Genomic DNA, 26,273 nt, shown 5'->3' with positions numbered 1-26,273 from the left:
GCGTCGCAGCCGTTGGGTCCGTGCTAGCCTCCCAAAACCACACCGTTTCCCGGCATTTGTTAATATTCTATCAGAATCTGATCAAGTTATGACAGCCACGTTTCGAGGCGTCAAGCATCAACCGGGGCCGCGCGGGCACCCTCTTCCGTCAGGATCGAGCGAAAATCCGATAGCTTGGCAAAGAAGGCCGGTTTCACCAGGCCGAACTTGCTGACATCCACCACCAGATGGCTTTCGATCGCCCCGGCGATGGCCTTCTGCTTGATCGGCACTTCATGGAAATGCGAGCAGCTGGCGCCGCGCTGCACGTCGACGCCGCCGGCCGAGATGAAGGCCTTGTTGATGCCGAGGCGCCCAAGGGGTTCCAGCCATTCGCCACTTGAAAAGGTGGCCGAGGCCGGGTGGTAGATACCGCCCAGCAGGATCATCCGGACATTCGGCTTGGCCGCCAGACAATTGGCGACATTAAGCGAATAGCAGATGGCGGTGAGCGGCAGATCCGCCGGAATTTGCTGGGCAAGGTGCACCAGGGTGGAACCGCAATCGATGAAGATCGTGTCGTCGGGCGCGATCAGGCGGAGCGCATGGCGGCAGGCCGCCAGCTTGGCGCCGGCATGGGAGTCCGCCTCGCGGTCAAGTTCATAGCCGCCGGCGACGTCATCGGCGCTGACGATATGGCCACCAAGATAGGTGAAACGCTCGGGGTGCGCGCCGACATCGCGCCGCACGGTCATTTCCGATACACCGAGGAGGGCTGCCGCCTCGCGCAGGTGCAGCACACCTCGCCGCGCCAAGGCATCGGCCAGCGCATCGATGCGCCCGGTCTTGCGGCTCGACATCCGCCCGTTCTCCCCGACAGATCCCACGCCGCCAGCCGCTTCGTTTGCGCCGGCGGGCTCTGCCGCGGCACCCGGTCGGGCGGACAAGCCAGCATCGCCGCCGCCCGGCGTGACGTCAACCCCGGAATGTGATTATTCTAACATTTTTCGACCGGCCGGTCGGTGTTCCGGAACCCGGAACGGGCAAGGCAAATGTGCCGGTCCAGCCGTCGATTGATTCCCGGCTTGGCCCTTGCCCAGCAGCAATCCTATTCTTTATGACAAGTTCAGGGGTTGGGCGGCTGCATACAGTTGGCGCCCGGCGCTGTTGCGCCGGGAGTCAGGGCATGGGGGGCGAGCAAGACATGAACGGAAGCACCGCCGAGGAAAAGGGCATAGCCCAGCACGGCACAACCGGGGACGGCATGGCCCAAGACGGCATGACCCGGTCGGGCTCGGGCTCCGAAGCGGCTGGAACCGGCGTGCGCGCCCGCACCCGTGCCCGCATCGAGGCCAATATCCGCCGCGCCGCCGAAGAAGTTTTCGCCGAGATGGGCTTCGAGGGGGCCAGCACCAGCCTCATCGCCAAGCGCGCCGGCCTGCCCAAGGCCAACCTGCACTACTATTTCAAGACCAAGAACGACCTCTATCAATTCGTGCTGCGCGACATCATCGAACTCTGGCTCAACACCGCGCAGGAGATCCAGCCCGATGCCGATCCGGCGACGGCGCTCGCCCACTACATCGCGCAGAAGATCGACCTCGCCCGCGACCGGCCGGTGGCCAGCCGGGTTTTCGCCAACGAAGTCCTGCACGGCGCCCCGCGCTTCGACGAATTCATGAAGCGCGACCTCAAGGAATGGGTCGAGGCGAAGGCCGCCATCATCGAGGGCTGGGTGGCACAGGGGTGCATCGACCCGATCGACCCCAAGCACCTCTTCTTCATGATCTGGGCGACCACCCAGACCTATGCCGATTTCACCGTCCAGGTGGCGGCCGTTCTGGGCAAGCGCGAGCTAACCGATGCCGATTTCCGCATCGCGGCAGCTCAGGCTACCCGGATCATCCTCAAGGGCTGCGGCCTCGCCGAGCCCCGCGAAGATTGAGCCCGCAATTGCGCGTCCTCGTCGTCTTCGATCACCCGCGTCGGAACTCCTTCTGCGGCGCGGTGCTCGACCGCTTCGTCGCCGGTCTCGTCGCCGCCGGTCATCAGGCCGAGATCGCCGATTTGCGCGCCGAGAATTTCGACCCGCGCCTGCCCCCGGCGGACGAGCCCGATTGGGAGAAGCCCGGCAAAATCTACAGCGCCGAGGTGTTGCGGGAACAGGAACGCATCGCCCGCAACGACGCGCTCGCCTTCGTCTTTCCGATCTGGTGGTGGTCCTTTCCGGCGACGACCAAGGGCTGGATCGACCGCGTCTGGAACAAGGACTGGGCCTATGACGGCGCCAAACTGCCGCACCAGAAGGCGCTCCTCATCGGCACGGCGGCGGGCGACGAGGCGGGCTATCTGAAGCGCGGCTATGACGAGGCCATGCGCACACAGCTCCTCGTCGGCGTGATGAACTATTGCGGCATCCAGGATGCGTCACTGGAGTTCCTGTTCGACGTGATGCAGAGCCCGGAAACCCGTGCGATCTTGCTGGCGCGGGCGGAAGAATTGGGGGCCGCGTTCTAGAACACCGCGGCCCCGCAAATCTTACACTCCGACACCCTTCGAGAACGGCAGGATGCGGACGGTCTGGCCCGTCGCGGCAGCGAGCGCATTGGCGACCGCCGGGCCGATTACCGGTACGCCGGGTTCGCCCACACCCGTCGGCGGGTTCTCGGAGGGCACGATATGCGTCTCCACCACCGGCATCTCCTCGATGCGCAAGGGCAGGTAGCTGTCGTAATTGGCCTGGTCGACCAGGCCATTGGTAAGGGTCAGTTCCTCGTGCAGGACCGAGCCGAGGCCGAAGCCCACACCCCCCTCGATTTGCGCCCGGATCTGGTCGGGATTGATTGCCGTCCCGCAATCGACGGCACAGGTGACCTTGGTCACCTTGAAGCCTGCCGCCGGATTGGCCGGGTCGTTCAGCTTGATATCGGCGACCGCACCCACCACGGTGCCGAAACTCTCGTGCAGCACGATGCCGCGATAGGTGCCTTCCGGCATGGCCGCACCCCAATTCGCCTTCTCGGCCACCAGGTTGAGCACGGCCAGGTGCTTCGGGTGGTCCTTCAGCAGATCGCGCCGCAACTCGACCGGGTCGCGACCGCCCACCCTTGCCACCTCGTCGATCATGGTTTCCATGACATAGGCGGTATGGGTATGGCCGACCGAGCGCCACCACAGCACAGGTACGCCGGTCTGGGCATTGGTCACCTCGGCGCGGAAGGCGGGGATGGCATATTTCGTGTCGTTGACGCCTTCGACCGAGGTGCCGTCGATACCGTCCTTCACGGCAAAGGATTCGAAGGGGGTGCCCACCAGAATCGCCTGCCCGATCATGCGATGATCCCAGCCGGCGATGTTGCCGGCCGCGTCCAGGCCGACTTTCACCTTGTGGACGAAGAGCGGGCGATAGCGGCCGCCCTTCATGTCGTCCTCGCGGGTCCACAGCAGCTTGACCGGCGCCTTCCAGCCGATCGCCTTGGCGGTCTCCACCACCTCGACCATGATGTCGGCATCGGTGACGGCGCGCCGGCCGAAGCCGCCGCCGGTCTTCATGACGTGCAGCTTGACCTTGTCCGGCGTCACCCCGGCGATCTGCGCGGTGACCGCCTGGTAGAGGTCCGGCATCTGGTGGCCGCCCCAGATTTCCAGCGTGTCGCCATTCATCGCCGCCACCGCATCGAGCGGTTCCAGCCCGGCATGGGCGAGATAGGGGAATTCATAGGTGGCCTCGATCACCTTCGAGGCACCGGCGATGCCTGCCGCCGCATCGCCGCGATTGGCAGCGACGAGGCCCGGCTTCTCCAGCGCCGCCTTGTATTCGGCCAGCAATTCGGCCGAGCCGCGCTTCTCGGCGCCGCTCTCGTCCCAGTCGACGGTAAGGGCCTCGCGCCCCTTCATCGCGGCCCAGGTGTTCTCCGCCACCACGGCGACCCCGCGCGAGACCTGAACCACATCGACCACACCCTTCACCGCCTTGGCCGCACTGGCATCGAAGCTCTTCACCTTGGCGCCGAAGAGCGGCGGATGGGCGATCACGGCGGTCAGCATGCCGGGAAGCTTCACGTCGATGGTGAAATCCTGGCGGCCGGTGGATTTCATGCCGGAATCGAGACGCCGGAAGGTCTCGGAGCCGATCACCTGCCATTGGTCGCGCGATTTCAGCGTGACCTCGGCCGGCAAGGGCTGTTGCGCGGCCGCTTCGGCCATCTCGCCATAGGTCGCACTCTTGCCGCTGGCATGCGAAAGCACGCCCTTCGCCGCCGTGATCTCGACCGCCGGCACGCCCCAGCTTTCGGCAGCCGCGTTCATCAGCATGGTGCGGGCCAGCGCCCCGGCGCGGCGATAGCGGTCGAAGGAGGAAAACATGGCGGATGACCCGCCGGTCCCTTGCGCCACGCCACCCCAGGCAAGATTGCCGTAATATTTGGTGTTGCCGGCGCCGCCCTCGACCACCAGCTGGCCCCAATCGGCCTCCAACTCCTCGGCCACCAACGTGGCGATGCCGTGATAGCAGCCCTGGCCCATATCCATATGGGCGGAGAGGATCGTCACGGTGTTGTCGGGGGCAATCTGGATATAGGCGTCGAAGGGATCGGGATCGGTGCCCTCGGTGGCCAGCGCCTTCCGTGCCGGAAAGGCCAGCTTGAAACCGACACCGGTCGCGGCCGCACCCACCAGGAACTGGCGGCGGCTGGGCTGGAAGCGGGAAACCTGATGGCCAAGATTGCTGATCTTCATGGCGCTGTCCTCCCCTTATCCGATCGCCTTGGCGGCATCGTGGATGCCGGCGCGGATGCGCTGATAGGTGGCGCAGCGACAGAGATTGCCGCTCATGGCGGCGTCGATATCGGCATCGGTGGGCTTCGGATTCTCCTGGAGGAGCGCCGTTGCCGACATAATCTGGCCCGACTGGCAGTAGCCGCATTGCGGCACATCGAGCGCCGTCCAGGCGGCCTGCAGCGCCTCGGCTTCCTTGCCGGCGACGCCTTCGATGGTGGTGATCTCGCTGCCTTCCGCCGCCGAGACCGGCGTGACGCAGGAACGGATGGCAATCCCGTCCTGATGCACCGTGCAGGCGCCGCATTGCGCCATGCCGCAGCCGAACTTGGTGCCGGTCAGGCCGACGATATCGCGAATCGCCCAAAGTAGCGGCATCTCGGGATCGACATCGAGATCGTGGACTTCGCCGTTGATGGATAGTTTCATGAATGCCTCCTGGCTGGATAGCGCCACGCCTCCCGATCCGATGGTCGGTGCTGGCGCGGCGTCGGACTTGGTGTTGTTGGGCCGAAGCCTCTGGCTTGATGAGGGCGCCCGCCGCGACCTGAAACGCCTCCCACACGCCGACGGGCAATGCCGGGAGGATATAGAGCGGCCTGGGCGCGGCTCAAGCGCGCTGGGGGATTAGGCAAGAGATTTGGAGTCCAGCATGTTCCCGACGCATGGCATCTCGCGAAGCATGCACCCGGCGCATGAATTGCGCGGCCAATCTGCCACTTCGCTCTTTCCGCTAGTTTTTGCTTCCCGTGGCGGCGCCCGTCGAATGATATAAAAGACCTCAACGCCTTATTTCTGTCATCCTTCACATCACAGTGTGCCCACATGAGCCCCGATGCCATCCGCGCCTTTTTCGACGGCTATGCCGAGGCCTTCACTGCCCAGGACGCCGCGGCGATCTGCGACCATTACCTCTTTCCGGTGCAGATCCTGTCCGAGGAAACCGGCTATGTCTTCCGCGACCGGGCGGAGATGCTGGCCGACATGACCGGCTTCGTCGCCTTCTATGACAAGGTCGATTTCAAGGCGGCGCGGATCGACAAGTTCAATTTCCAGCCGCTGTCCCCTACTTTCGGTCAGGTCCATATCGACTGGGAACTGATCAACAAGGCGGGCGGGCACATCGTCGGCTTCCACACCACCTATACCCTGCGCCTCGACGGCAAGGGGGTGGCGGGCCGTGGCCCGGCCATCATCGGCATCCTCGCTCATTCCGAGGACAGCGCCTGGCGTGAACGCGGCGTGAGGATCGATTGGTGAGCTTGGCCCCGGTTGTCTTTCCCCGGCCTGGTCGGTGGGCCAAGAGTTTCATTTGACTGACGGATAGGATCTTGGATGGTCCGCCCAGCCGATGCCTGTCGGCCTTCGTCGACGGGCGCGAGCCATGACAATTTTGCGTCCTGGGGAATGCGCGCGCTGCTTTCCTCGGAACTTCGCAAGATCGATCAAATCGAATTGCGGCAGATTACCGGGCGTCGGAGGATCGCGGGATGAAGCCCATCACCAGTCTGGATTACAGCCGCCGCGTCGAGCGGGTGATCCGCCATATCGGCGCACACCTGGACGAGGATCTCGACCTCAATGCCCTGGCCGAGATCGCCTGCCTCTCGCCCTATCACTTTCACCGCGTCTATGCGGGGATTCTGGGTGAAACGGTGGGGGAAACAGTCAGGCGCCTGCGCCTGCATCACGCGGCGGGCGCACTTGTCGAGGGCGAAGGCGCGATCGCGCAGATCGCGGCCCGGGCCGGTTACGGCAGCGTCGCCGCCTTCGGGCGCGCCTTCCAGGCGGCCTATGGCATGGCGCCGGCCGCCTATCGGAGGCGCGGCTTCCTGGTGGCGGATTATCCCGCACTCCATCCGACGACAGCTGGAACCGGATCGGAGCAAGACATGTTTACCGTCACCATTCGCGACACCGCGCCCGTGCGCTTGGCCGCCCTGCGCCACCATGGCCACTATCTGGAAATCGGCCCGGTCTTCGGCCGGCTCTATGCCTGGGCGACCGGGCGCAATTTGATGGGGCCGAAGACCCGCGCCCTCGGCATCTATTATAGCGACACCAATGCGCTGCCCGCCGCGGAATGGAAATCGGATGCCTGCATCAGCGTTGGCCCCGAGGTGAAGGGCGACGAAAACGTGCGCATCATCGATCTGGCCGGCGGCCGCCATGCCGTGTTGCTGCACAAGGGGCCCTATGCGGAACTTCACAAGGCGTACACCTGGCTGTTCGGCACCTGGCTGCCGGCGAGCGGCGAGGAGCCGGCGGATCGACCCTGCTTCGAGGAATATCTCAACAACCCGCAGGGCATTCCACCCGAGGAATGGCTGACCGAGATCAACCTGCCGCTGGTGGCGAAATAGCGCCATGGGGCCGCCGCCTCGTCACGAAGGCGTGAAGGGGCGGGGTCGCGCCGGCAACCTGTGCGGGTTGTCACTGGTATCAGGCCCGCCGCCGCCCACACTTATCCGCAGAACGCGATCCCGGGCGACTGCCGTTGGGGGTTGTCACCTGGAGGGATCGGTTGCTTCGGAGAAGTGCCATGACCAGGTTTTTGCGCAAATCGACGACGACGCTCGCCATCCTCGCCCTCGCCTTCTGCCTGCCGCAACTCGCCCGGGCCGAGGAGAAGCTTGGTCCGCTGGTGCTTGAAACCAAGCCGAAGCTGAGTGCCGGCCAGTTCATCGCCAATTGCCAGTCGATCGGCGGCACGGTCAGCGACGGCGGCTCGACCGGCCATGGCGGCCGTGCGGTCAATTGCCAGAAGGACAACGGCCTCGACGTGTCCTGCGACTTCAACCCGAACCAGCCGGCGCAATGCCAGGGCACAGGCCCCCGGCCGCAGTGATCCGTTAGCAAAAAAACGGCCGGTCCCGATGCGGGGTCGGCCGTTTTCATTTGGCGCAGGAGGAACCGCTATTCCGCCGCCTTCTCCTGCTGGCGCTGGACCGGCTTCAGGGCACGGGCGGCGTTCACCTTGGCCACCGCCTCGAACACGGTCGGGAAGGTCGGCCGGTTGACATAGCGGCCGGCGCCCTTTTCCACCTTCAGCTCGCCCTTTTCATAAACCACCTTGCCGCGGCTGATCGTGGTGCTGGCATTGCCGGTGACGCTCATGCCTTCGAAGATGTTGTAATCGACCTTTTGGTGGTGGGTCTTGGCCGAGATGGTGCGGGTCGCCTTGGGGTCCCAGACCACGATATCGGCATCCGCCCCGACGCTGACCGAGCCCTTCCGGGGATAGATGTTGAAGATCTGCGCCGCCGCCGTGGACGTCACCTTGACGAATTCCTGGCGCGTCAGCCGGCCGGTGCCGACACCGTGATGCCAGAGCACCGACATGCGGTCCTCGACACCGCCGGTGCCGTTGGGGATCTTGGTGAAATCGTTGCGGCCCATTGCCTTTTGATCAGCACAGAAGCAGCAATGGTCGGTCGCCGTCGTGTGCAGGATGCCCGATTGCAGCGCGCGCCACAGTACCTCCTGATGCTCCTTCGGGCGGAAGGGCGGGCTCATCACATGGGCCGCCGCCACATCCCAATCGGGGTGGCGATAGACGCTGTCATCAATGAGGAGATGGCCGGCCAGCACCTCGCCATAGACGCGCTGCCCCTCGAGGCGCGCGCGGGTGATCGCCTCGACCGCCTCGCGGCAGGAATTGTGGACGATATAGAGCGGATTGCCGATCACCTGCGCCACACGGATGGCGCGGTTCGCCGCCTCGCCCTCGACCTCGGGCGGCCGCGACATGGGATGGCCCTCGGGTCCGGTGATGCCCATTTTCAGCACCTCAGCCTGGAGGTGATAGACCAGTTCGCCATTCTCGGCATGGACCGTCGGGATGGCACCCAGTTCCAGGCAGCGCGCGAAGCTCTGCACCAGGTTTTCGTCCGGCACCATGATGGCGTTCTTGTAGGCCATGAAATGCTTGAAGGAATTGACGCCGCGTTCGCGCGCCAATGTTCCCATGTCCTCGCGCACCTGGTCGGACCACCAGGTGACGGCGACATGGAAGGAATAATCGGCGCACGATTTCTCGGCCCATTCGCGCCACTGGTCATATGCGGTGAGCAGCGAGGTATTGGGCGCCGGGATCACGAAATCGATGATCATCGTGGTGCCGCCGGCCAGACCCGCCGCCGTGCCGGTGAAGAAATCCTCGGACGCCACCGTACCCATGAAGGGCAGCTGCATATGGGTATGCGGATCGATCCCGCCCGGCATCACATACTGCCCGCCGGCATCCACCACGCGCGCATCGCGCGGCGCCTCGAGATCCGGGCCGATAGCCTTGATGAGGCCATCCTCGCAATAGACATCGGCCCGCATCTCGCCATCGGCATTGACGATCGTGCCGCCACGAATGAGTAGAGACATCACAACGCTCCCTTCCCGCTGGCCGCCTGGGCTGCCACTGCCCCGGCGCGCTTGCTCTATCGGCTTCCCAAGAGCGGGTTTCGCCCGCCTCAATTCTTGATCATTTGGTCAAACATAATAGGGCAAAATTTCGTCTTGGGGAAGCAATGTCGAATCCTCATCTGGCCGTTACCACCAGGGGATGAAAAGAACACATTAACAACATCTACCTTTTAGTGTATTCTAAAAAGATAAAATACGCAAATCGGAGAATTAAATGTCGCGAGGTGAATTGCCGCGTGGTCGGTCGGAGGAATGGTATCGGCAAGTCTATCGCCAGCGTGTCGACAAGGAGTCTTGGATGACCGCTGAATCGGTTGAAGATCAAACCCAGCGCGCGCTGACACCATGCTGGAGCCATGGTCGCCAACCCGGACGCGACCAAGGGACGCTGCCTCGAAACGCAGATTCGAGACGGAAGAATCGACACTGAAAATGCCTTTGGCAGGCTACCAAAACCAATTCACCGAAGCGAGGAAGCCTTGAAGAAGGTAGTCGACAATCTTCTACCTCACCTGACTTGCGCCAAGATCATCGCCGCCTGCAAGGAGGGAAATGGATTGATCGATACCTCCATCGAATTTGACAAGTGAGAAGCGCGCCATGACGCCGAAACTGGAAGCACATGCGCGAACAATGACGTTGTATGGCGACATGTCACATGCTGATATGACCATCTTCTGCAACCGGTTGCAGGCGCTCTATCCGAACATCATCTACTTCGCCCCATACCACTATTATGCCAGGTGGCCGCGGCCGGACCAGCCCGAAAAAAAATGACAGCGGTCCGCGCGGATCGCAATTTCCGGAAGCCCTGTTTGCCGATCCGGAATCCTGCTTTCAGCTGCTGCGGGACGAGCAATTGCAATACGATCGTGCGCCCGGCGTCCACATGGCTTTGCGAGCCCCCTGGCCGGAAGATGATGCGCATGGGGATGTCATGCAGCGGCGCGCTTGGGAGACCACCGCAATGTCATACACCCTTGATGATGACCCGGCGTATTGGCGCAAGAAGGGACGGTTGCTGGATGTCCTCTTCCCGCCGACAGAGCCGCAGACGGTAGACGGTTTCGAGAATCTTGAAAACCGATGGCTGCGGGATCCCAGGTTTGGCGGCTTCACGCAAGCGCATTTCGGCACTGCGCGACTGCTTCACACATCGATGACCGGCGGGGTGAAGGCCCGCTACAACATCTCTGATCCGGAATGCGCGGCATTCTTCCGCGATGTGAGATCCATTTTCGGAAAGCAGAAGACCATCCGCATGGGCTATTACGCGCCCTCGACGCAGGACTATCTTGGTCCCATCACCGGGAGGTATAAGTCTTCCTGTGGCCGGGATATGCTGCGCTGGCTGTGCCACCATCCGGATGTCTTCACCAGTTTCACGGTCCTGGACAGAAAGGTCGTCGGGAAGGAGATGCGATTGGCCGGTATCGGCCCGGCACCCGAATTCAAGGCGGAGGTATTCCTGGAGGAAGGCCTGTCGATCGACGATGTGGCTGGCCTGACGGAAGCCGACCGGGACCGGCTGAAGCGTCGGTTCGAGAAGAAACAGAAATCTGCCGCCAGGGCGATGCCATCCAAGACTTGACCATTTTCGACATTGCCGAAAATTTACCTGCCGTGCAGAGTGCCGTCTCGGCGGTCCGGCAGCGGGGGTTTCCGTGGGCCCGGCTGGCCGGCAGCATGAGTGCCCCGATCTTGTCGACTTCCGACACGTCACCCAGTTCGATTCCGGATTCCGGCCAGGATTCGCGCCAGCGTAACGCTTCCCTGCCCGGCATCCTGTGCCTCTGTGGCGGGGCTCTGGTCTTCTCGCTGCAGGATGTGGTCATCAAGCTGATGAGCGGCGGTTACCCGCTCTCCCAAGTTCTGGTGATGCGCTGCCTGGTCGCCTTCGTGCCGCTCTATTTCCTGCTGCGTTTCGGCGGCGGCGGGGTGCGCGCCTTGCGCTCCTCTCGGATGGGCCTGCTGCTGTTCCGCGCCGGGCTGCTGCTTTGCGCCTACACCACCTATTACCTTGCTATGGCGACCATTCCGCTCGCCGTCGTGGTGGCACTCTTTTTCGCTGCCCCCCTCTTCATCGTGCTGCTGGCGCAGCCGATGCTGGGCGAGAAGGTGAGCCCCGCCCAGGTGGCCGCGGTATTGGTGGGCTTTGCCGGCGTCGTCGTCATTTGCCGGCCCGGCGGCGAGGTGCTGGATGTGGCCGCCCTCCTCGCCATCTTTTCCGCGCTGTTCTATGGCCTTGCCGCCTTGCTCACCCGCAAGATGGGCGGGACCGAGAGCGGCGCCGTCATGGCGACCTATCAGAACATCATCTTTTTCCTCGGTGCTGTCGTCATCGCCGCAATCACCAATGCCGGCGGCGATCTCAGCACGGCGGTCGAGCACAAGAGTCTCGCCTTCCTGCTGCGGCCCTGGGTGATGCCGGGTACAACCGACTTCCTGCTGATCGCCTCGACCGGCCTGGTCGGCGCATGCGGCTCGTTCCTCCTCACCCAGGCCTATCGCCTGGCGGAAGCCAATGTGGTGGCGCCCTTCGAATATGTTTCGATCCTGGTGGCGACCCTGTTCGGCTGGGCGATCTGGGACGAGGTGCCGGACCTCTATACCGCCCTCGGCATCGGCCTTATCATCGCCGCGGGCCTGTTCGTGATGTACAGCAAGAAGAGTTCGGGAGAGCAAGCAGGATGACCGGGTTGTGGCGCCTCACCGCCGTCGCGGCGGTGGAAAAACTGAAAAAGGGCGAGGTGACGCCGCTCGATCTCATCGACGACGCGCTGGCGCGTATCGCCGCCGTGGGCCCCAGGGTCAATGCCGTGGTGACCCTCTGCCCCGACCGCGCCCGCGACCATGCGAAGAGGCTGATGGCGTTGCCGGTGGAACAACGCGGGCCGCTGGCCGGCCTGCCCATCGGCGTCAAGGAATTGAACGATGTGGCGGGTGTCCGCGTCACCTATGGCTCGCCCATCTTCGCTGACAACGTGCCCGAGAAATCCGATATCATGGTCGAGCGGATCGAGGCCAATGGCGGCATCGTCCTCGGCATGACCAATACGCCGGAATTCGGTGCCGGCGCCAACACCTTCAACGAGGTGCATGGCGAGACGCTCAACCCCTGGAACACGAAACTGAATGCCGGCGGTTCGTCGGGTGGGGCGGCGGTGGCGCTCGCCACCGGCCAGGTCTGGCTGGCCACGGGCTCGGATCTCGGCGGATCCTTGCGCACCCCGGCCGCCTTCTGCTCGGTCGTGGGCCTGCGCCCCTCGCCGGGCCGCGTCGCTGCCGGTCCGGGCGAGCTGCGTTTCGACACGCTGGCAGTCGACGGGCCGATGGCGCGCAATATCGAGGACACCGCCTTGTTCCTGGATGCCATGGCAGGCGACCATGTCGGCATCCCGATCTCCTATCCGAAGCCGGCTGAATCCTTCCTGGCCGCCGCACGGCGCCGGGAAAAACCGGCACGCGTCGCCCTCTGCCTCGACCCCGCCGGCCTGCCGATCGAGCCCGAGGTGCAGGCGATGATCCGTGCCGCCGCCGACAAACTTGCCGCCGCCGGCATCGCCATCGAGGAAGCCGCACCCGATTTCGGCGGCGTCGGCGAGGCCTTCCAGACGCTGCGCGCGGTGGATTACGCCGCCACCATGCGCCCGCTCCTCAACCAGCATCGCGACAAGCTGAAACAGGAGGTCATCTGGAACGCCGAGAAGGGCCTCGCGCTTACTGGCGAGCAGATCGGCAAGGCGCTCATCCGCCGCTCGCGGCTCTATGCCGACATGGTCCGGTTCTTCGGCAGCTACGACCTCCTGCTGCTGCCAGCGGCCCCCATCCTGCCGCGCCACATCAAGGAACGCTGGCCGCGGGAGATCAATGGCGAGACCCTCGACAATTACGTCGAATGGCTCAAGCTGGCGGCCCTCATCACCATGACCGCCTGCCCGGCCCTGTCGCTGCCCTGCGGCTTCTCCGCCGATGGCCGGCCCATGGGCCTGCAACTGGTCGGCCGGCCGAAGGATGAAGGCAGGCTGCTGTCGCATGCCCTGCTTTGCGAGGAGATCCTGGGGCTGCGGAATCTCGTTCCCATGGACCCGCGCTCCTGATCGTTGGCTAACTACCCGATCCGCCGCGTAATTTTCAGTCCCGGCCCGTCCTTGAGGCGTGTCGCCCCCATCGCTATAGTGCCGCGCGATTTTGCCATGCGGAATCCGGGGGGAGATCCGCAGCATTGCAGCCGGGAGAGCCAGGAAAATGAGCGTCGCCTACGCGGATGAGTTGCGCGGCAAATATGCCGATGAAATCGAAACGGGCATGTCGGCGGTCTATTCCAAGACCGTGACGGAAACCGACATCGTGCTGTTTGCCGGCCTGTCGGGCGATACCAACCCGGTCCATCTCGACGAGGATTTTGCCAAGCCCACCCTGTTCAAGGGCCGCATCGCCCATGGCATGCTGACCGCCGGCTTTATCTCGGCCGTGCTCGGCACCAAGCTGCCGGGGCCGGGCTGCATCTATCTCTCGCAGAGCCTCAAGTTCAAGGCGCCGGTCCGCATCGGCGATACCGTGGTCGCGCGCTGCACCGCGACGGCGATCGACAAGGAAAAGGGCCGCGCCACCTTCTCAACCGTTGCCACTGTCGGCGAGACGGTGGTGCTGGAGGGCGAGGCGATGCTGCTGGTGCCGAAGCGGCCGGCATGAGATTGCAGCCATGCGCCTGATCCGACATCTGGGTGATGTGCCGGCGGAAGGCCGCGGCGCCGTGGTGGCGTTGGGCAATTTCGACGGCGTCCATCTGGGCCACCAGGCGGTGATCCTCCAGACGGCGGAGATCGCGCGCGCGCGCCGCGCACCCTTGGGCGTGCTGACCTTCGAGCCGCATCCGCGCAGTTTCTTCCGCCCGGAAGACCCGGTCTTCCGCCTCACTCCCTTCCGCATCAAGACGCGGCATCTGCAGGCGCTCGGCGTTGATCATCTGTTCGAGCTGACCTTCGATGCCGAGATGGCGGGCCGGACGGCCGAGAATTTCGTCGAGGAAATCCTGGTAGCCGGGCTTGGCGTTGCCCATGTCGTGGTGGGTTACGATTTCTGCTTCGGCAAGGGACGCACCGGCAATGCGGCCTTGCTCACCGAGTATGGCGGCCGGCATGGCTTCGGTGTCACCTCGGTCGCCGCGGCGAAATCCGGCGAGGGCCCGGCCTATTCCTCGACCCTGGTGCGCCAGCAGTTGCAGGCGGGCGATCCGAAGAGCGCCGCAGCTACCCTGGGCCGGCCCTGGGAGATTGAGGGCAGGGTCGAACATGGCGAGGCGCGGGGTCGGCTGCTCGGCTTCCCCACCGCCAATGTCGCCATCGGCGAGTATCTGGAGCCGAAGCTGGGCGTCTATGCCATCATGGCGACACTTGCCGACGAGCCCGGCGAGGCCTGGGTCAAGGGGGTGGCCAATCTGGGCCGCCGGCCGACCGTGGGCGGTACCCGGGTGCAGTTGGAGACGCATCTCTTCGATTTTGCCGGAGACCTCTACGGCAAGCATCTGCGCGTGGCGCTGATCGACTTCATCCGGCCCGAGAAGAAATTCGACGGCCTCGATGCCCTGAAGGCGCAGATCGCCGCCGACAGCGCGCAAGCGCGCGACATCCTGGCCGCCTATCGCGGCCCCGCGCCCGGCGGCCATCCGGGCGGCAAGCAGAACTGAATTCCTTTCGAATTGGACGCAAGACGACCATGAGCGCCGACAAGCCCACGCCGGATTACAAGAACACCGTCTTCCTGCCGAAGACCGATTTTCCCATGCGCGGCGATCTGCCGAAGAAGGAGCCGGCAATCCTGGCGAACTGGGAGACGGGCAATCTCTACGGCAGGATGCGCCGGGAATCGAAAGGCCGGCAGCCCTTCGTGCTGCATGACGGCCCGCCTTATGCCAACGGCAACATCCATATCGGCCACGCGCTCAACAAGATCCTGAAGGACGTCATCAATCGCTCGCAGCAGATGCTGGGCAAGGACGCGCATTACGTGCCCGGCTGGGATTGCCACGGCCTTCCCATCGAATGGATGATCGAGGAGCAGTACCGCAAGGCCGGCAAGAACAAGGACGAGGTGGAGATCAACGAGTTCCGCCGCCAGTGCCGCGAATTCGCCGAGAAATGGATCGACGTGCAGCGCGAGGAGTTCAAGCGCCTCGGCGTAGCCGGCGATTGGGACCATCCCTATCTCACCATGAGCTTCGCCGCCGAGGCGCAGATCGTGCGCGAGATCGGCAAGTTCCTGATGAATGGCGGGCTCTATCGCGGGTCGAAGCCGGTGATGTGGTCGGTGGTGGAAAAAACCGCGCTGGCCGAGGCCGAGGTCGAATACCACGACCATGTCAGCAACACGATCTGGGTGAAGTTCCCGGTGGCAGAGGGACCGGCGGCGCTCCAGGGTGCCGCCATCGTCATCTGGACGACGACGCCCTGGACGATTCCCGGCAACCGTGCCATCGCCTTCGGCAACGAGATCGACTATGTCGGCATCGAGGTAACGGCCGTCGGCGAGGGCGCGCATGTGCAGGCCGGCGACCGACTGGTCGTGGCGCGGGCGCTGCTGGAAAGCTTTGCCGCAACGGCAGCCATCAGCGCCCACAAGGAGTTCTGGTCCGGCAAGGGCGCCGATCTCGCCGGCATCGTGGCGCGGCATCCTTTTCACGGATCGGGCTATGATTTCCGGGTGACCGCCCATGCCGGCGAATTCGTCTCGACCGAGGCGGGTACCGGCTTCGTGCATATCGCCCCGGGCCATGGCGCCGACGACTACGAGCTGGGGCTGGCCAACGGCATCGAGGTGCCGCAGACGGTGGGACCGGACGGCGTGTATTACGATCACGTGCCGTTGTTCGCCGGGAAATCCGTGCTGACCCCCTATGGCAAGAAGGGCAACGCCGACGCAGCCGTCACCGACGCGCTGAAGGAGCGCGGCATGCTGGTGGCGGAAGGCAAGGTCACCCATTCCTATCCGCATTCCTGGCGCTCCAAGGCGCCGGTCATCTTCCGCAACACCCCGCAATGGTTCATCTCGATGGAGAAGAACGGCTTGCGCAAGACGGCGCTTGCCGAGATCGAAAAGACGCGCTTCGTGCCGGAAAGCGGCAAGACGCGCCTCTATTCCATGATCGAAAACCGGCCGGATTGGTGCATCAGCCGCCAGCGCGCCTGGGGCGTTCCCATCGCCGTCTTCGTCAACAAGAAGACGCAGGAGCCCTTGCGCGACCAGAAGGTGATCGACCGCATCGCCGAGGCGTTCATGGCCGAAGGGGCCGATGCCTGGTATTCCAGCCACCCCTCGCGCTTCCTCGGCAACGACTACAGCCCGGAGGATTTCGAGCAGGTGAAGGACGTGGTCGATGTCTGGTTCGATTCCGGCTCGACCCATGCCTTCGTGCTGGAAGACGGCACCCGAGCCGACCCGACCTGGGATATGCAGGGCCCGGCGGATCTTTATCTCGAGGGCTCCGACCAGCATCGCGGCTGGTTCCACTCCTCGCTGCTCGAAAGCGTCGGCACGCGCGGCAAGGCTCCCTACAAGGGTGTCCTCACCCATGGCTTCGTGCTCGACGAGCAGGGCCGCAAGATGTCGAAATCGCTCGGCAACGTAGTTGCCCCGCAGAAGGTGATGGAGCAATACGGCGCCGACATCCTGCGCCTCTGGGTGACCGCTTCGGATTACTCCGATGATCTTCGCATCGGCAACGAGATCATCAAGTTCATGGCGGACCATTACCGCCGCCTGCGTAACACCTTCCGCTATGTCCTGGGCGCCCTCGATGGCTGGCAGGAGAGCGAGCGGCTGGCGGCGAAGGAGATGCCGGAGCTTGATCGCTGGGTGCTGCATCGCCTGGCAGAACTGGACCGGAAGGTGCGCCAGACCGCCGAGAATTACGATTTCCACAGCCTCTTCACCGAACTGCACAATTTCTGCGCGGTCGACCTCTCGGCCTTCTATTTCGACATCCGCAAGGACGCGCTCTATTGCGACCGGCCGGACAGCATCCGCCGGCGCGCCACGCGCACGGTGCTTTACGAGGTGTTCAACTGCCTGACCGCCTGGCTGGCACCGATTCTGTGCTTCACGGCCGAGGAAGCCTGGCGCGCGCGACCCTGGACGGATGGCGAGGAGAGCGTGCATCTGCGCATCATTCCCGCCATTCCCGCGGATTGGTACGACGCGGCGCTGGCCGACAAATGGTTAGAACTGCGCGACATTCGCCGGGTCGTGACAGGGGCCCTCGAGAAGGCGCGGGCAGAAAAGAAGATCGGCGCCAGTTTGCAGGCGCATCCGGTGGTGTATCTGACGCCGGAGCGGCAGGCGCAACTGGCCGGCCTCGACCTTGGCGAGATCGCCATCACCTCCGACATCACGCTGAGTGGCGCGGCGGCACCGGCGGACGCCTTCACGCTGCCCGATGTGGCCGGCGTTGCCGCCATGATCAACCTGGCCGAGGGCGAGAAATGCGAGCGCTGCTGGCAGATCCTGCCCGAGGTCGGCAAGGATGAGAGGCACCCGACCCTCTGTGGCCGCTGCACCGACGCGGTGGAGGCGGCCTGACCCATGCCCCTTGCTACCCATATGCGCCTTGCCGCCCCTGCCCTTTTTCGCAATGCCCTGGTGCTGGCAGTCCTCGTCATCCTCGCCGACCAGGCGACGAAATGGTGGATCATGGATGTGGTGATGCAGCCGCCACGCATCATCCCGCTGGTGGCCCTGGGCAATGGCGGACTTAACATCGTCATGGCCTGGAACACGGGGGTTAGCTTCAGCATGCTCTCCGATACCGGGCCGCTGCTGCTGTCCAGCCTCGCCATCCTGGTCAGCCTCGGCCTGCTAGTCTGGCTGATGCGCCTGCCCGATCGACTGCCGGCCTATGGCATCGGCCTCGTCATTGGCGGCGCCATCGGCAATGTGATCGACCGCTTCCGATACGAGGCGGTATTTGATTTTATTGATTTTTTTGTCGGCGAATGGCATTGGCCGGCTTTCAATATGGCCGATACCGCGATCACCATCGGGGTTGTCATGCTGCTGGCCGATGGGTTGTTTCAAGGGGGCGATCGGGGTAAAAATACCTCCCGACCGGAGGCCGATTGACCATGCGGACCAAGCTTTTCATCTGCTCGCTTTCCCTGCTGGCGCTGCCGGCACTGACGGCCGGCTGCAACAACCAGACGCGCGAGGCGCTGGGCCTTACCAAGCGCTCGCCGGACGAGTTCCAGGTGGTGTCCAACGCACCCCTCTCGATGCCGCCCGACTACAATCTGCGCCCGCCGACACCAGGGGCACCACGCCCCATGGAAGGGACCGTGCGCGAACAGGCCGAGCGCATCGTTTTCGCCTATCCGGATGCCGGCGGCGTGCCCAGCCGCCTTCCGGAAATTGGCGTCGGCGAGGCGTCGGCGGCGCAATCGGCCGGTGAGGCATCGCTGTTGCAATCGGCCGGCGTCGCCGGCGTCGACCCCAACATCCGGCAGCTGGTGGATACCGAAACCGCCGCCGACGAGGCGGATTCGCAGCAGCTGATCGACGCGATCGTTTTCTGGCGCAAGCCCGAACCCTACGGCACCGTAGTCGACCCGACCGAGGAACAGCGCCGCCTGCAGGAAAACGCCGCACTTGGCGCGCCGCCGACCCAGGGCAACGTGCCTGTCATCGAGCGCCGGCAGAAGGGCCTGCTCGAAGGGCTGTTCTGATCCGTTGTATCGCCGCATGACATGTCGCCGGCTGCGGTCGGCCGCATTTGCTGCGCCAACCCTGGCAGTCCTGTCGGCGATCGCCTTGTCGGCCATGCTGGCTGCGATCCGGCCCGCATCGGCAGACCTGTTCGAGGCCGAGCAGTTCACCCTGGATAACGGCCTCGAGGTCGTGGTGCTGCCCAAGCACCTCGCCCCCGTCGTCTATCAGATGGTGGTCTACAAGGTCGGCGCCGCGGATGCGCCGGAAGGCAAGAACGGCATTGCCCACTTCCTTGAGCATCTGATGTTCAAGGCGACCGACAAGATGCCGGCCGGCGCCTTTTCCCAGATCGTCGATCGCCTGGGCGGCAGCGACAATGCCTATACCAGCCAGGATGTCACCGCCTATCATCAGGAAGTCGCACGAGAGCATCTCGGCACCATCATGGCGATGGAGGCGGACCGCATGGTCAACCTGCGCCTCGACGATGCCGTCGTGCTGCCCGAGCGCGACGTGATCCTCAACGAGCGCGGCCAGCAGATCGACAACAGCCCGGGGGCGCGTCTTGGCGAGGCGGTCAATGCAGCGCTCTATCGCAACCATCCCTATGGCAAGCCAGTGATCGGCTGGCGCCACGAGATGGAGACCTATTCGACGGCCGACGCGCTGGATTTCTATCGCCGCTGGTACGCCCCCAACAACGCCGTCCTGGTGGTGGCGGGCGACGTCACGGCGGATGAGGTGCGGCGCCTGGCCGCGACCCATTTCGGCCCCCTGCCGCGCCGTGACGTGCCGGACCGCCGGCGCCTTGCCGAGCCGCCAGCGACTGCCGAGCGCCGCCTCGCGCTGCGCAGCGCCGAAGTACGCTATCCCGGCGTGTCACGCGCATGCCTTGCCCCCTCCTATCGCGGCGCCGGATCTGCCGCCTCGGCCCATGCGCTCAGCGTGCTCGCCGAAATCATGGATGGCGGGCTGGTCGGGAGGCTGCATCGCCGACTGGTCGTCGAACAGCAGATCGCCGTCGCGGCAGGTGCCGGCTATGCCGGCGATGCCCGCGACTATGGCCGCTTCAGCTTTTTCGTGTCGCCGCAGGAGCCGGATGATCTGGCGGCGGCTGAAGCGGCACTCGATTCAGAGATCCACCTTCTCCTCGAGAATGGCGTCACGGTCGAGGAAGTGGCCAAGGCCCGCGAGCGCCTCCGCATTGCCTCGGTGAAGGCGCGCGACGGCCTTGCCGGGCCGGCGCGGCTGGTCGCCAATGCGCTGGGCGCCGACCTGCCGCTGGCGGATTTGCAGGCCTGGCCGGAGCGCATTGCCGCGGTCACGCCCGCGGATGTCATGCAGGCCGCCGCCGCCGTACTGACGGCGGAGAATTGCGTCACCGCCGTACTGACGCCGCCACCAGAGGCGCCGATCGACGGGACGGAACCATGAAAATGGCGCTGCCGCGGCCAGTTCTGAAAAGGCCGGGCCTGCTGGCATGGCTCGGCCTGCTGCTCCTGCTGGTGTCGCCGACGGCCGGGGCGGCGGAGATCAGGCGGGTGGTAAGCCCGGGCGGCATCGAGGCCTGGTTGATTGCCGATGACGCAGTGCCGGTCGTCTCGGTCGCCTTCGGCTTCGAGGGCGGGACAGCGCTGGACCCCGCCGGCCGGGAAGGACTGGCGCGGCTGGCCTCGACCATGCTCGATGAAGGCGCCGCCGATCTCGACTCCGCAGCCTTCCAGCAACGCCTGGCGGATCTCGGTATCGATCTGGGCTTCGATGCCGGGCCGGACGATTTCACCGGCCGCCTCGGCATGCTGGCCGAGCACGCCGAGGCGGCAGCCGATCTGCTGGCACTTGCCCTGACGCGACCGCGTTTCGATGCCGAACCGCTGGAACGCATGCGACGCCAGCTCCTCATCAATATCGACAGCGCGATCCGCTCGCCCGGAACGGTGGCGGGGCGCGTGCTCAGGCGCCAGTTGTTCGGCGACGACCCCTATGCCCGGCCGGAGGACGGCTTCCGCGCCGTGATCGAGCGGCTGGGGCCCGATGACCTGCGTGCCTTCGTTGCCGACCGGTTCACCCGCGACCGCCTGTTCGTCGCGGCCGCCGGCGACATCGATCCCGACCGGCTGGGCCGATGGCTGGACCGCGCCTTCGGCGGCCTGCCGGAAAAGGGGCCGTTAGCCGGCCTTGGCGACGCACTGGTCAATGCAACGGGTACGTTGCAGGTCGTCGAGCGGGATATTCCGCAGGCGCGGATCGTTTTTGCGCAACCCGGCCCGCAGCGCGACGATCCGGATTTTTTCGCCGCCTATATCGTGAACTATGTGCTGGGCGGCGGCGGCTTCTCCTCGCGCCTGATGAACGAGCTGCGCGAGAAGCGCGGCCTCACCTACGGGATCTCGACCGACCTTGCCACGATGGAACGCGCCGGACTTTTCACCGGCGGATTCGAGACCGGCAATGCGACGGTTGCCGAGACGCTGTCGATTTTGCGGCGCGAATGGCAACGCATGGCGGAGGCAGGGCCGGACGAAGCCGAATTGCAGGCCGCCAAGGACTATCTGCTGGGCTATTATCCGCGCAACCTGACCACGACCGCACGGGCGGCCGGGACCCTGCTCGGCATCCAGATGGCCGGACTTGGCATCGATTACATCGAGCGACGGCAGGAGGAGATTGCCGCCGTCACCCTGGCCGATGCCCGCCGCGTCGCCGGCAAGTGGCTTGATCCCGCCAGACTGTCCATCGTCGTGGCCGGCAGGCCGCAGGGCCTCGACGCCGCGCCACGCACCGACCTGCCGCAATAACGCGTCTGAATGCGCGCCGCCCGCGCCCATCCATCAGGCCGGGTCTATCTTGGCCGATCCTCCTGCATGCGCCAGGTCGGCGCGCTCTGCTGCTCCGCCGGTGCGCCACCAGCGCCCGAGCTTCCGCCCGAGCCGCCACCGAGAATGCTGTCGAGAAGGGCACCGAAACCCGATTGGTCCGGCTCGGGCGGCGGGGAGGCCGGTGCCGGTACCAGTTCCACCGGTGCCGCAGCAGCGACGGGAATGGCGCCCTGCGGACGCGGTATGTCGCGCGGCGGCGTGCCGGCGAGGGCGTCGCTCATGAAATCGTGCCAGATGCCGACGGGGAGCGAGCCGCCGGTGACCTGATCCATGGCGCGGTTGTCGTCATTGCCGACCCAGATTCCGGTCACCAGATCCGCAGTCAGGCCGATGAACCAGGCATCGCGGAAGTTCTGCGTAGTGCCGGTCTTGCCGTAGGCGGGGCGGTCGATCGCCGCCTTCCGCCCGGTGCCCCAGGCCACGGTGGCGCCCATCACATCCAGCATGGCATTGACGGTGGCGCCATTCACCACCTGGGCGGGGCCGGACCCGCTGCGCTGATACAATACCTCGCCGCTTCGGGTCGAGATGCGGTTGATGCCATAGGGCCAGACGCCGCGCCCCTGATTGGCGAAGACGGTATAGGCCGCCGTCATCTCGAGGAGCGACGCCTCGCTGGTGCCGAGTACGATGGAGGCGTCCTTGCCGATGGGCGAGGTCAGCCCAAGGCGCTGGGCCATGTCGATGACGCGGGCTAGGCCGATCTGTTCCGACAGGCGCACGGCGACCGAGTTCAGCGACCGGGCGAAGGCCTCGCGCAGATCGACATCGCCGAAATACTTGTCGTTGTAATTGCCCGGCTGCCAATTGCCGACCCGGATCGGGGCGTCCATCATGCGCGAAGATGGGCCGAATCGGCCGCTGTCGAAGGCGGCGGCGAAGACGAAGGCCTTGAAGGCGGAACCCGGCTGGCGCTGCGCCTGGGTGGCGCGGTTGAACTGGCTCTGCCGATAGCTGACGCCACCCACCATGGCGGCGACCGCGCCGTCCGGATGCAGCGCCACCAGCGCCGCCTGGCTGGCATTCTGTGCCGGCCCGCTCTCCCGGATGATGCGCGCCAGATGCTGTTCGGCCATGCGCTGGCGGGCGGGATCCAGCGTGGTCTCGATCACCAGATCCGCGTCGGTGAAGCCGACGAAGGAGGAAACCTGGTCCAGCACCCAATCGGCATAGAAGGCGCCGATCTGGCCATGCGCCTCGGTACTGACCGAAGGGGCCGTCATGGTCGCCGCGGCCATGGCGAGATCGGCCTCGATCATGCCCGCATCGACCATGTTCTGCAGCACGAGGCGGGCGCGGTCGCGGGCGAGGTCGCGGTCATTGAGCGGGTTGTAGCGCGAGGGCGCCTTCAGCATGCCGGCCAGCATTGCCGCCTCGAACAGTGTGACCTCGGCGGCGGGCCTGCCGAAATACTTGCGCGCCGCCGCATCGACGCCATAGGTGCCGGCGCCGAAATAGACGCGGTTGAGATAGAGCTCGAGGATCTGATCCTTGGTAAAGGTCTGTTCCAGCCAGAGCGCCAGCAGCACCTCCTGCCCCTTGCGATGCAGCGAGCGTTCCGGGGTGAGGAAGATGTTCTTGGCCAATTGCTGGGTAATGCCGCTGCCGCCCTGGACCAGGCGCCCTTCGCGCAGGTTGACATAGAGGGCGCGGGCAAGGCCCTTGAGGTCGATGCCGAAATGGTCGTAGAAGCGCCGGTCCTCGGTGGCAATCACCGCTTCCGGCAGGTAGTCCGGCAGGTCCCTGAGGGCGACGGCGCTGCCATAGAGGTCGCCATAGGAGGCGATCAGGCTGCCATCGCTGGCCAGCAGGCTGACCGAGGCACGGCGCTTGATCTCGTTGAGGCGCGAGACGTCGGGCAGATCATAGGCGCACCAGGCGACGAAGATGAGGCCGACGAACCCGCCCCAGATCGCGCCGACGAGACCCCATTTCAGGGTGAAGACGGTGAACCGCCAGCGCCAGGAGCGGCCCGGCCGGGAAGCACGCTGCGAATCGGACTGGGTCATGGCCGCCTTGTACCAGATCGAGCCGGACGATCCAGCCTGCGGCCCCCGTGCGGGACCGCCAGGGGCCGGCCGGCGCACCTATGGCGGGAAAATAAGGCGGAATCGCGGCTGCCCGCACGCAATGCTGGATCAAATTTCCGGGATAATCGCGGCAGCAGCGCGAGCCGGGCAAAAGCGGGAGCTTGTCAGCCCGCCTGCGCCTGGCGGCGGCCATAGCCGTGCTGCCCGTCGCCATTGTGATAGCGGGTGGCAAGGCACATCAGGGCCTCGGTGATGCGCTGCTCGAAGGCCTGTTCCGGATTGGTATCGCCGATCACATCGTCGAGCACGGGCCGGACATTGGTCCGCCAGCCCTCGGGCGCGAAGCCGAAGCGGCGCACGCGCTCGTTACGGCCCAGCACGGTCAGTTGCAGGAACAGTTCGCGAAAGGCTGGATCGAGGTCGCAGCGTTCATAGAGTTGTGCCGGGCCGTTGCGGCCCTCGTCGCCGAGCAGCGCCCGCACATTGCTGACCTGGATTCCGGCCTTGAGGCTCAGGGCCGGCAGGGTGAAGGCGAAATTGCCGAGGCAGAAGGCGCGCAGGATCAGGGTCGAGCTCAACAGCCCGTTCTGGTGCAGCGCCTCGATCAGCGCCCGCATCTCCTCGGCGCGCTGGCCCGGGGCGAAGGAGGTCAGCAGGATGTTCTCGCGCCCATGCTCGATGATGGCGGAGACGCGTGCCGGCTCCAGGCTGTATTTGTCGATGAGGCGCTCCAGCATACGGCCGGTCACGATCGTGGTCATGCGCTCGGCCACAGCCATCGGCAGGGCACGACGCTGCACCACCGCCTCTGTGATCGTGGCATGCTCGCCGAAGCGGTCAAGAATGCGGTGATAGGCCTGGGTCGGGATGGCGGCGTTCTCGTTGGCGGCAACGCGCAGCACGATGGTCTCGTCATCGGTGCGGATGAGGGCAGTCGAAAGCTCGGCCGACAATTCGCGCCGCGTCGCGATCACCCGCGCATGCTCAATCGAGCGGTTGTCGATGATGGCGACGAGATCGGCATCGCTCAGCGCCAGGCTCTCGGCCAGGATCGGCCGCGCCACCTCGAGCACATCCTCGGCGAGGCGCCGGGCGATGGCGGCATCCAGCTGCGGTGCGTTCTTGACCATGTCCGCGAGACGCCGGCGGAAATCCAGCTCCGCCTCCGGCAGCACCGCATTGATGATGGCATGGGCGATCTCGCGCTCTTCCGGCGACAGCGCCGCTTCGCGATAGACGCCGGCCACGGCCAGCATGGTGGCACCGCGCCGCGCCGGGCTCGGATCGGCGGCAAGGCGGGCTACATCGGCTTGCGTCAACCTGGCCAAATTTCTCGTCCCTTTTAAAGCACCGTCCCGGTCGCTTTGGACCAGGCCGGCTTCCCATTCCAGGCCGGCCTGGTTTTACCGGCCGGCACCAAATTCGTCTTTTCCACTACGCGGTGCGGAAGAAAAACGACCAGCGGCCGTTAAACAATCCGTCGCGCTGCTGTCGATTCTGTCGCCCTCGCGACGCCCGTCCTGACCCCAGAGCAAGGCATGGTGGCTCGGCGAATCGACCTGCTCTGACAATAGATTTTGCATAGCGGCAAGGTCCAGCGCCGATCTGGTCGGAAACCCCGATATCACCGAAAAATCACGATAATTCGCCCATATGGTGTGAGTCTCCCGACGCCAAGACGCTTGACTTTGTTTAGTTAATTTTGCGTAAAAATCACCTCGAACATGCAGTAAATCGGTGCCGTCGCCACGCGGCATAAATTGCCTAACCGCGCCATCTGCCGGTTTCGCCGCTATCGCTCCCGGCCTGAGGCGAACTGATGCGGCGCATTGATGATGGGCGGGGGCGCAATCGCAATATCAGCCGCGTGATGAAGCCTCGGTCATGTCGGCCGACCCGCCGCTTGCCATCCCGGGCGCTTTGGCTAATATGCCGCGCGCCGCGCAAAAGCGGCCTCCCGCCCAGTGCCCCTGTGGCGAAATTGGTAGACGCGCCTGACTCAAAATCAGGTTCCCAAAAGGAGTGCTGGTTCGAGTCCGGCCAGGGGCACCAGAGCGCGACAGAGATTCGCCAGTCGGCCGCACGCAAGGGTGTTGCCGCGCCTGTTTCGGCAGAAGCCGTAAGCCGGATACCGCCGGTCCTGAAGGTCACCTTGAGTGGACCGCTTCCAAGCAATGGCGTTCATCCTGACCACGCCCGCGCGGTGTCGCTAGTCGTCAGAACTGTATGAGTTCGACTCGCCGACTATCAGCAGGTTGACCAGCGCAATCGGCCAGATCACGAGCGCGTAAAGCCCCCAAAGATAGGGATTGCGCCGGAACTTCTTCGCCAGAAGGCCGATGGCGACGGCCATGACGATCCAGAAGATGACGTAAAACATTCGCGGCGCCCCCGGTCGATCGGTAGTTGGCCGCGTCAGTCTAGCAGACAGGGACCCGCACCGCACCGGGACGAGCCAAGCCGGGCTCTAGGCTCGCCATTTGCAAGAGCC

23 protein-coding genes and 1 tRNA gene are annotated in these 26,273 nt (G+C 64.9%); 17 read left to right on the top strand and 7 right to left on the bottom strand.

The annotated features are described in order from the left end of the window. Positions 1-110: 110 nt before the first annotated feature. Complete coding sequence (locus A8950_RS07400; RefSeq protein WP_133612990.1) at positions 111-839, bottom strand: DeoR family transcriptional regulator; 729 nt, start codon at positions 837-839, stop codon at positions 111-113. 344 nt (positions 840-1,183) lie between these two features. Here A8950_RS07400 and A8950_RS07395 point away from each other — a divergent pair, with 344 nt between their 5' ends. Beyond that, complete coding sequence (locus A8950_RS07395) at positions 1,184-1,924, top strand: TetR/AcrR family transcriptional regulator (RefSeq protein ID WP_243735560.1); 741 nt, start codon at positions 1,184-1,186, stop codon at positions 1,922-1,924. After that, positions 1,921-2,496, top strand: coding sequence for an NAD(P)H oxidoreductase (locus A8950_RS07390; protein WP_208109780.1), 576 nt, complete (start codon positions 1,921-1,923; stop codon positions 2,494-2,496). The genes A8950_RS07395 and A8950_RS07390 overlap by 4 nt, the downstream gene beginning before the upstream one ends. A gap of 21 nt (positions 2,497-2,517) precedes the next feature. Here the strand turns inward: A8950_RS07390 and A8950_RS07385 are convergent, their stop codons facing one another. After that, on the bottom strand, positions 2,518-4,716 hold the full coding sequence (locus tag A8950_RS07385) for a xanthine dehydrogenase family protein molybdopterin-binding subunit (protein WP_133612989.1): 2,199 nt from the start codon (positions 4,714-4,716) through the stop codon (positions 2,518-2,520). Between the two features lie 15 nt (positions 4,717-4,731). After that, positions 4,732-5,184 (bottom strand): (2Fe-2S)-binding protein, encoded by a 453-nt coding sequence (locus A8950_RS07380; RefSeq protein WP_133612988.1) that lies wholly within the window; start codon positions 5,182-5,184, stop codon positions 4,732-4,734. A gap of 396 nt (positions 5,185-5,580) precedes the next feature. Between A8950_RS07380 and A8950_RS07375 the strand changes: the two genes are divergently transcribed. The 3 genes from A8950_RS07375 (at position 5,581) to A8950_RS07365 (ending at position 7,603) form a co-directional block, all read left to right on the top strand. Beyond that, positions 5,581-6,015, top strand: coding sequence for a hypothetical protein (locus A8950_RS07375; protein ID WP_133612987.1), 435 nt, complete (start codon positions 5,581-5,583; stop codon positions 6,013-6,015). Between the two features lie 230 nt (positions 6,016-6,245). Further along, positions 6,246-7,118 (top strand): AraC family transcriptional regulator, encoded by an 873-nt coding sequence (locus A8950_RS07370; protein WP_133612986.1) that lies wholly within the window; start codon positions 6,246-6,248, stop codon positions 7,116-7,118. A gap of 179 nt (positions 7,119-7,297) precedes the next feature. Beyond that, on the top strand, positions 7,298-7,603 hold the full coding sequence (locus A8950_RS07365) for a hypothetical protein (RefSeq protein WP_133612985.1): 306 nt from the start codon (positions 7,298-7,300) through the stop codon (positions 7,601-7,603). 68 nt (positions 7,604-7,671) lie between these two features. Here A8950_RS07365 and hydA read toward each other — a convergent pair whose 3' ends face one another. Further along, positions 7,672-9,132, bottom strand: coding sequence for a dihydropyrimidinase (gene hydA / locus A8950_RS07360; protein ID WP_133612984.1), 1,461 nt, complete (start codon positions 9,130-9,132; stop codon positions 7,672-7,674). Positions 9,133-9,530: 398 nt separating this feature from the next. Between hydA and A8950_RS07355 the strand changes: the two genes are divergently transcribed. The 11 genes from A8950_RS07355 to A8950_RS07305 all read left to right on the top strand — a co-directional run bounded on the left by A8950_RS07355 (position 9,531) and on the right by A8950_RS07305 (position 21,671). Next, positions 9,531-9,764 (top strand): hypothetical protein, encoded by a 234-nt coding sequence (locus A8950_RS07355; protein ID WP_133612983.1) that lies wholly within the window; start codon positions 9,531-9,533, stop codon positions 9,762-9,764. Positions 9,765-9,910: 146 nt separating this feature from the next. Then, positions 9,911-10,765, top strand: coding sequence for a hypothetical protein (locus tag A8950_RS07350; RefSeq protein WP_133612982.1), 855 nt, complete (start codon positions 9,911-9,913; stop codon positions 10,763-10,765). 95 nt (positions 10,766-10,860) lie between these two features. Next, positions 10,861-11,868, top strand: coding sequence for a DMT family transporter (locus A8950_RS07345; protein WP_133612981.1), 1,008 nt, complete (start codon positions 10,861-10,863; stop codon positions 11,866-11,868). Next, positions 11,865-13,274, top strand: coding sequence for an amidase (locus A8950_RS07340; RefSeq protein ID WP_133612980.1), 1,410 nt, complete (start codon positions 11,865-11,867; stop codon positions 13,272-13,274). The genes A8950_RS07345 and A8950_RS07340 overlap by 4 nt, the downstream gene beginning before the upstream one ends. A 148-nt stretch (positions 13,275-13,422) precedes the next feature. Then, positions 13,423-13,869 (top strand): MaoC family dehydratase, encoded by a 447-nt coding sequence (locus A8950_RS07335; protein ID WP_133612979.1) that lies wholly within the window; start codon positions 13,423-13,425, stop codon positions 13,867-13,869. 10 nt (positions 13,870-13,879) lie between these two features. Further along, positions 13,880-14,863 (top strand): bifunctional riboflavin kinase/FAD synthetase, encoded by a 984-nt coding sequence (locus A8950_RS07330; protein WP_133612978.1) that lies wholly within the window; start codon positions 13,880-13,882, stop codon positions 14,861-14,863. 29 nt (positions 14,864-14,892) lie between these two features. Then, positions 14,893-17,751, top strand: coding sequence for an isoleucine--tRNA ligase (gene ileS, locus A8950_RS07325; RefSeq protein WP_133612977.1), 2,859 nt, complete (start codon positions 14,893-14,895; stop codon positions 17,749-17,751). 3 nt (positions 17,752-17,754) lie between these two features. After that, the gene (gene lspA, locus A8950_RS07320; RefSeq protein ID WP_243735559.1) at positions 17,755-18,291 is read left to right on the top strand and encodes a signal peptidase II; all 537 of its coding nucleotides are present in this window, start codon (positions 17,755-17,757) and stop codon (positions 18,289-18,291) included. Between the two features lie 2 nt (positions 18,292-18,293). Continuing rightward, positions 18,294-18,890, top strand: coding sequence for a DUF3035 domain-containing protein (locus A8950_RS07315; protein WP_133612976.1), 597 nt, complete (start codon positions 18,294-18,296; stop codon positions 18,888-18,890). Positions 18,891-18,984: 94 nt separating this feature from the next. Further along, positions 18,985-20,307 (top strand): M16 family metallopeptidase, encoded by a 1,323-nt coding sequence (locus tag A8950_RS07310; protein WP_243735558.1) that lies wholly within the window; start codon positions 18,985-18,987, stop codon positions 20,305-20,307. Then, positions 20,304-21,671, top strand: coding sequence for a M16 family metallopeptidase (locus A8950_RS07305; RefSeq protein WP_133612974.1), 1,368 nt, complete (start codon positions 20,304-20,306; stop codon positions 21,669-21,671). The genes A8950_RS07310 and A8950_RS07305 overlap by 4 nt, the downstream gene beginning before the upstream one ends. A gap of 44 nt (positions 21,672-21,715) precedes the next feature. Here A8950_RS07305 and A8950_RS07300 read toward each other — a convergent pair whose 3' ends face one another. Both A8950_RS07300 and A8950_RS07295 read right to left on the bottom strand, forming a co-directional pair. Beyond that, positions 21,716-23,761: a transglycosylase domain-containing protein gene (locus A8950_RS07300; RefSeq protein WP_133612973.1), complete on the bottom strand. Its 2,046-nt coding sequence runs from the start codon at positions 23,759-23,761 to the stop codon at positions 21,716-21,718. Between the two features lie 185 nt (positions 23,762-23,946). After that, positions 23,947-25,110: a DUF2336 domain-containing protein gene (locus A8950_RS07295; protein ID WP_166645046.1), complete on the bottom strand. Its 1,164-nt coding sequence runs from the start codon at positions 25,108-25,110 to the stop codon at positions 23,947-23,949. 638 nt (positions 25,111-25,748) lie between these two features. On the opposite strand from A8950_RS07295, the gene A8950_RS07290 reads away from it, so the two are divergent. After that, a tRNA-Leu gene (locus tag A8950_RS07290) sits at positions 25,749-25,834 on the top strand. Positions 25,835-25,991: 157 nt separating this feature from the next. Here the strand turns inward: A8950_RS07290 and A8950_RS19425 are convergent. Continuing rightward, positions 25,992-26,162, bottom strand: a complete 171-nt coding sequence (locus A8950_RS19425) for a hypothetical protein (RefSeq protein ID WP_166645045.1) — start codon at positions 26,160-26,162, stop codon at positions 25,992-25,994. Positions 26,163-26,273: the final 111 nt, after the last annotated feature.

Source organism: Dongia mobilis (assembly GCF_004363235.1).
GTDB classification, from domain to species: domain Bacteria; phylum Pseudomonadota; class Alphaproteobacteria; order Dongiales; family Dongiaceae; genus Dongia; species Dongia mobilis.
This window is presented reverse-complemented; position numbering and strand designations above follow the sequence as displayed.

What these genes read in the sequence shown, in the direction of transcription:
- A8950_RS07400 (WP_133612990.1), bottom strand. Translation starts at nt 839, where the DNA reads ATGTCGAGCCGCAAGACCGGGCGCATCGATGCGCTGGCCGATGCCTTG.
- A8950_RS07395 (WP_243735560.1), top strand. Translation starts at nt 1,184, where the DNA reads ATGAACGGAAGCACCGCCGAGGAAAAGGGCATAGCCCAGCACGGCACA.
- A8950_RS07385 (WP_133612989.1), bottom strand. Translation starts at nt 4,716, where the DNA reads ATGAAGATCAGCAATCTTGGCCATCAGGTTTCCCGCTTCCAGCCCAGC.
- A8950_RS07380 (WP_133612988.1), bottom strand. Translation starts at nt 5,184, where the DNA reads ATGAAACTATCCATCAACGGCGAAGTCCACGATCTCGATGTCGATCCC.
- A8950_RS07375 (WP_133612987.1), top strand. Translation starts at nt 5,581, where the DNA reads ATGAGCCCCGATGCCATCCGCGCCTTTTTCGACGGCTATGCCGAGGCC.
- A8950_RS07370 (WP_133612986.1), top strand. Translation starts at nt 6,246, where the DNA reads ATGAAGCCCATCACCAGTCTGGATTACAGCCGCCGCGTCGAGCGGGTG.
- A8950_RS07365 (WP_133612985.1), top strand. Translation starts at nt 7,298, where the DNA reads ATGACCAGGTTTTTGCGCAAATCGACGACGACGCTCGCCATCCTCGCC.
- hydA (WP_133612984.1), bottom strand. Translation starts at nt 9,132, where the DNA reads ATGTCTCTACTCATTCGTGGCGGCACGATCGTCAATGCCGATGGCGAG.
- A8950_RS07355 (WP_133612983.1), top strand. Translation starts at nt 9,531, where the DNA reads ATGGTCGCCAACCCGGACGCGACCAAGGGACGCTGCCTCGAAACGCAG.
- A8950_RS07350 (WP_133612982.1), top strand. Translation starts at nt 9,911, where the DNA reads ATGCCAGGTGGCCGCGGCCGGACCAGCCCGAAAAAAAATGACAGCGGT.
- A8950_RS07345 (WP_133612981.1), top strand. Translation starts at nt 10,861, where the DNA reads ATGAGTGCCCCGATCTTGTCGACTTCCGACACGTCACCCAGTTCGATT.
- A8950_RS07340 (WP_133612980.1), top strand. Translation starts at nt 11,865, where the DNA reads ATGACCGGGTTGTGGCGCCTCACCGCCGTCGCGGCGGTGGAAAAACTG.
- A8950_RS07335 (WP_133612979.1), top strand. Translation starts at nt 13,423, where the DNA reads ATGAGCGTCGCCTACGCGGATGAGTTGCGCGGCAAATATGCCGATGAA.
- A8950_RS07330 (WP_133612978.1), top strand. Translation starts at nt 13,880, where the DNA reads ATGCGCCTGATCCGACATCTGGGTGATGTGCCGGCGGAAGGCCGCGGC.
- ileS (WP_133612977.1), top strand. Translation starts at nt 14,893, where the DNA reads ATGAGCGCCGACAAGCCCACGCCGGATTACAAGAACACCGTCTTCCTG.
- lspA (WP_243735559.1), top strand. Translation starts at nt 17,755, where the DNA reads ATGCCCCTTGCTACCCATATGCGCCTTGCCGCCCCTGCCCTTTTTCGC.
- A8950_RS07315 (WP_133612976.1), top strand. Translation starts at nt 18,294, where the DNA reads ATGCGGACCAAGCTTTTCATCTGCTCGCTTTCCCTGCTGGCGCTGCCG.
- A8950_RS07310 (WP_243735558.1), top strand. Translation starts at nt 18,985, where the DNA reads ATGCTGGCTGCGATCCGGCCCGCATCGGCAGACCTGTTCGAGGCCGAG.
- A8950_RS07305 (WP_133612974.1), top strand. Translation starts at nt 20,304, where the DNA reads ATGAAAATGGCGCTGCCGCGGCCAGTTCTGAAAAGGCCGGGCCTGCTG.
- A8950_RS07300 (WP_133612973.1), bottom strand. Translation starts at nt 23,761, where the DNA reads ATGACCCAGTCCGATTCGCAGCGTGCTTCCCGGCCGGGCCGCTCCTGG.
- A8950_RS19425 (WP_166645045.1), bottom strand. Translation starts at nt 26,162, where the DNA reads ATGTTTTACGTCATCTTCTGGATCGTCATGGCCGTCGCCATCGGCCTT.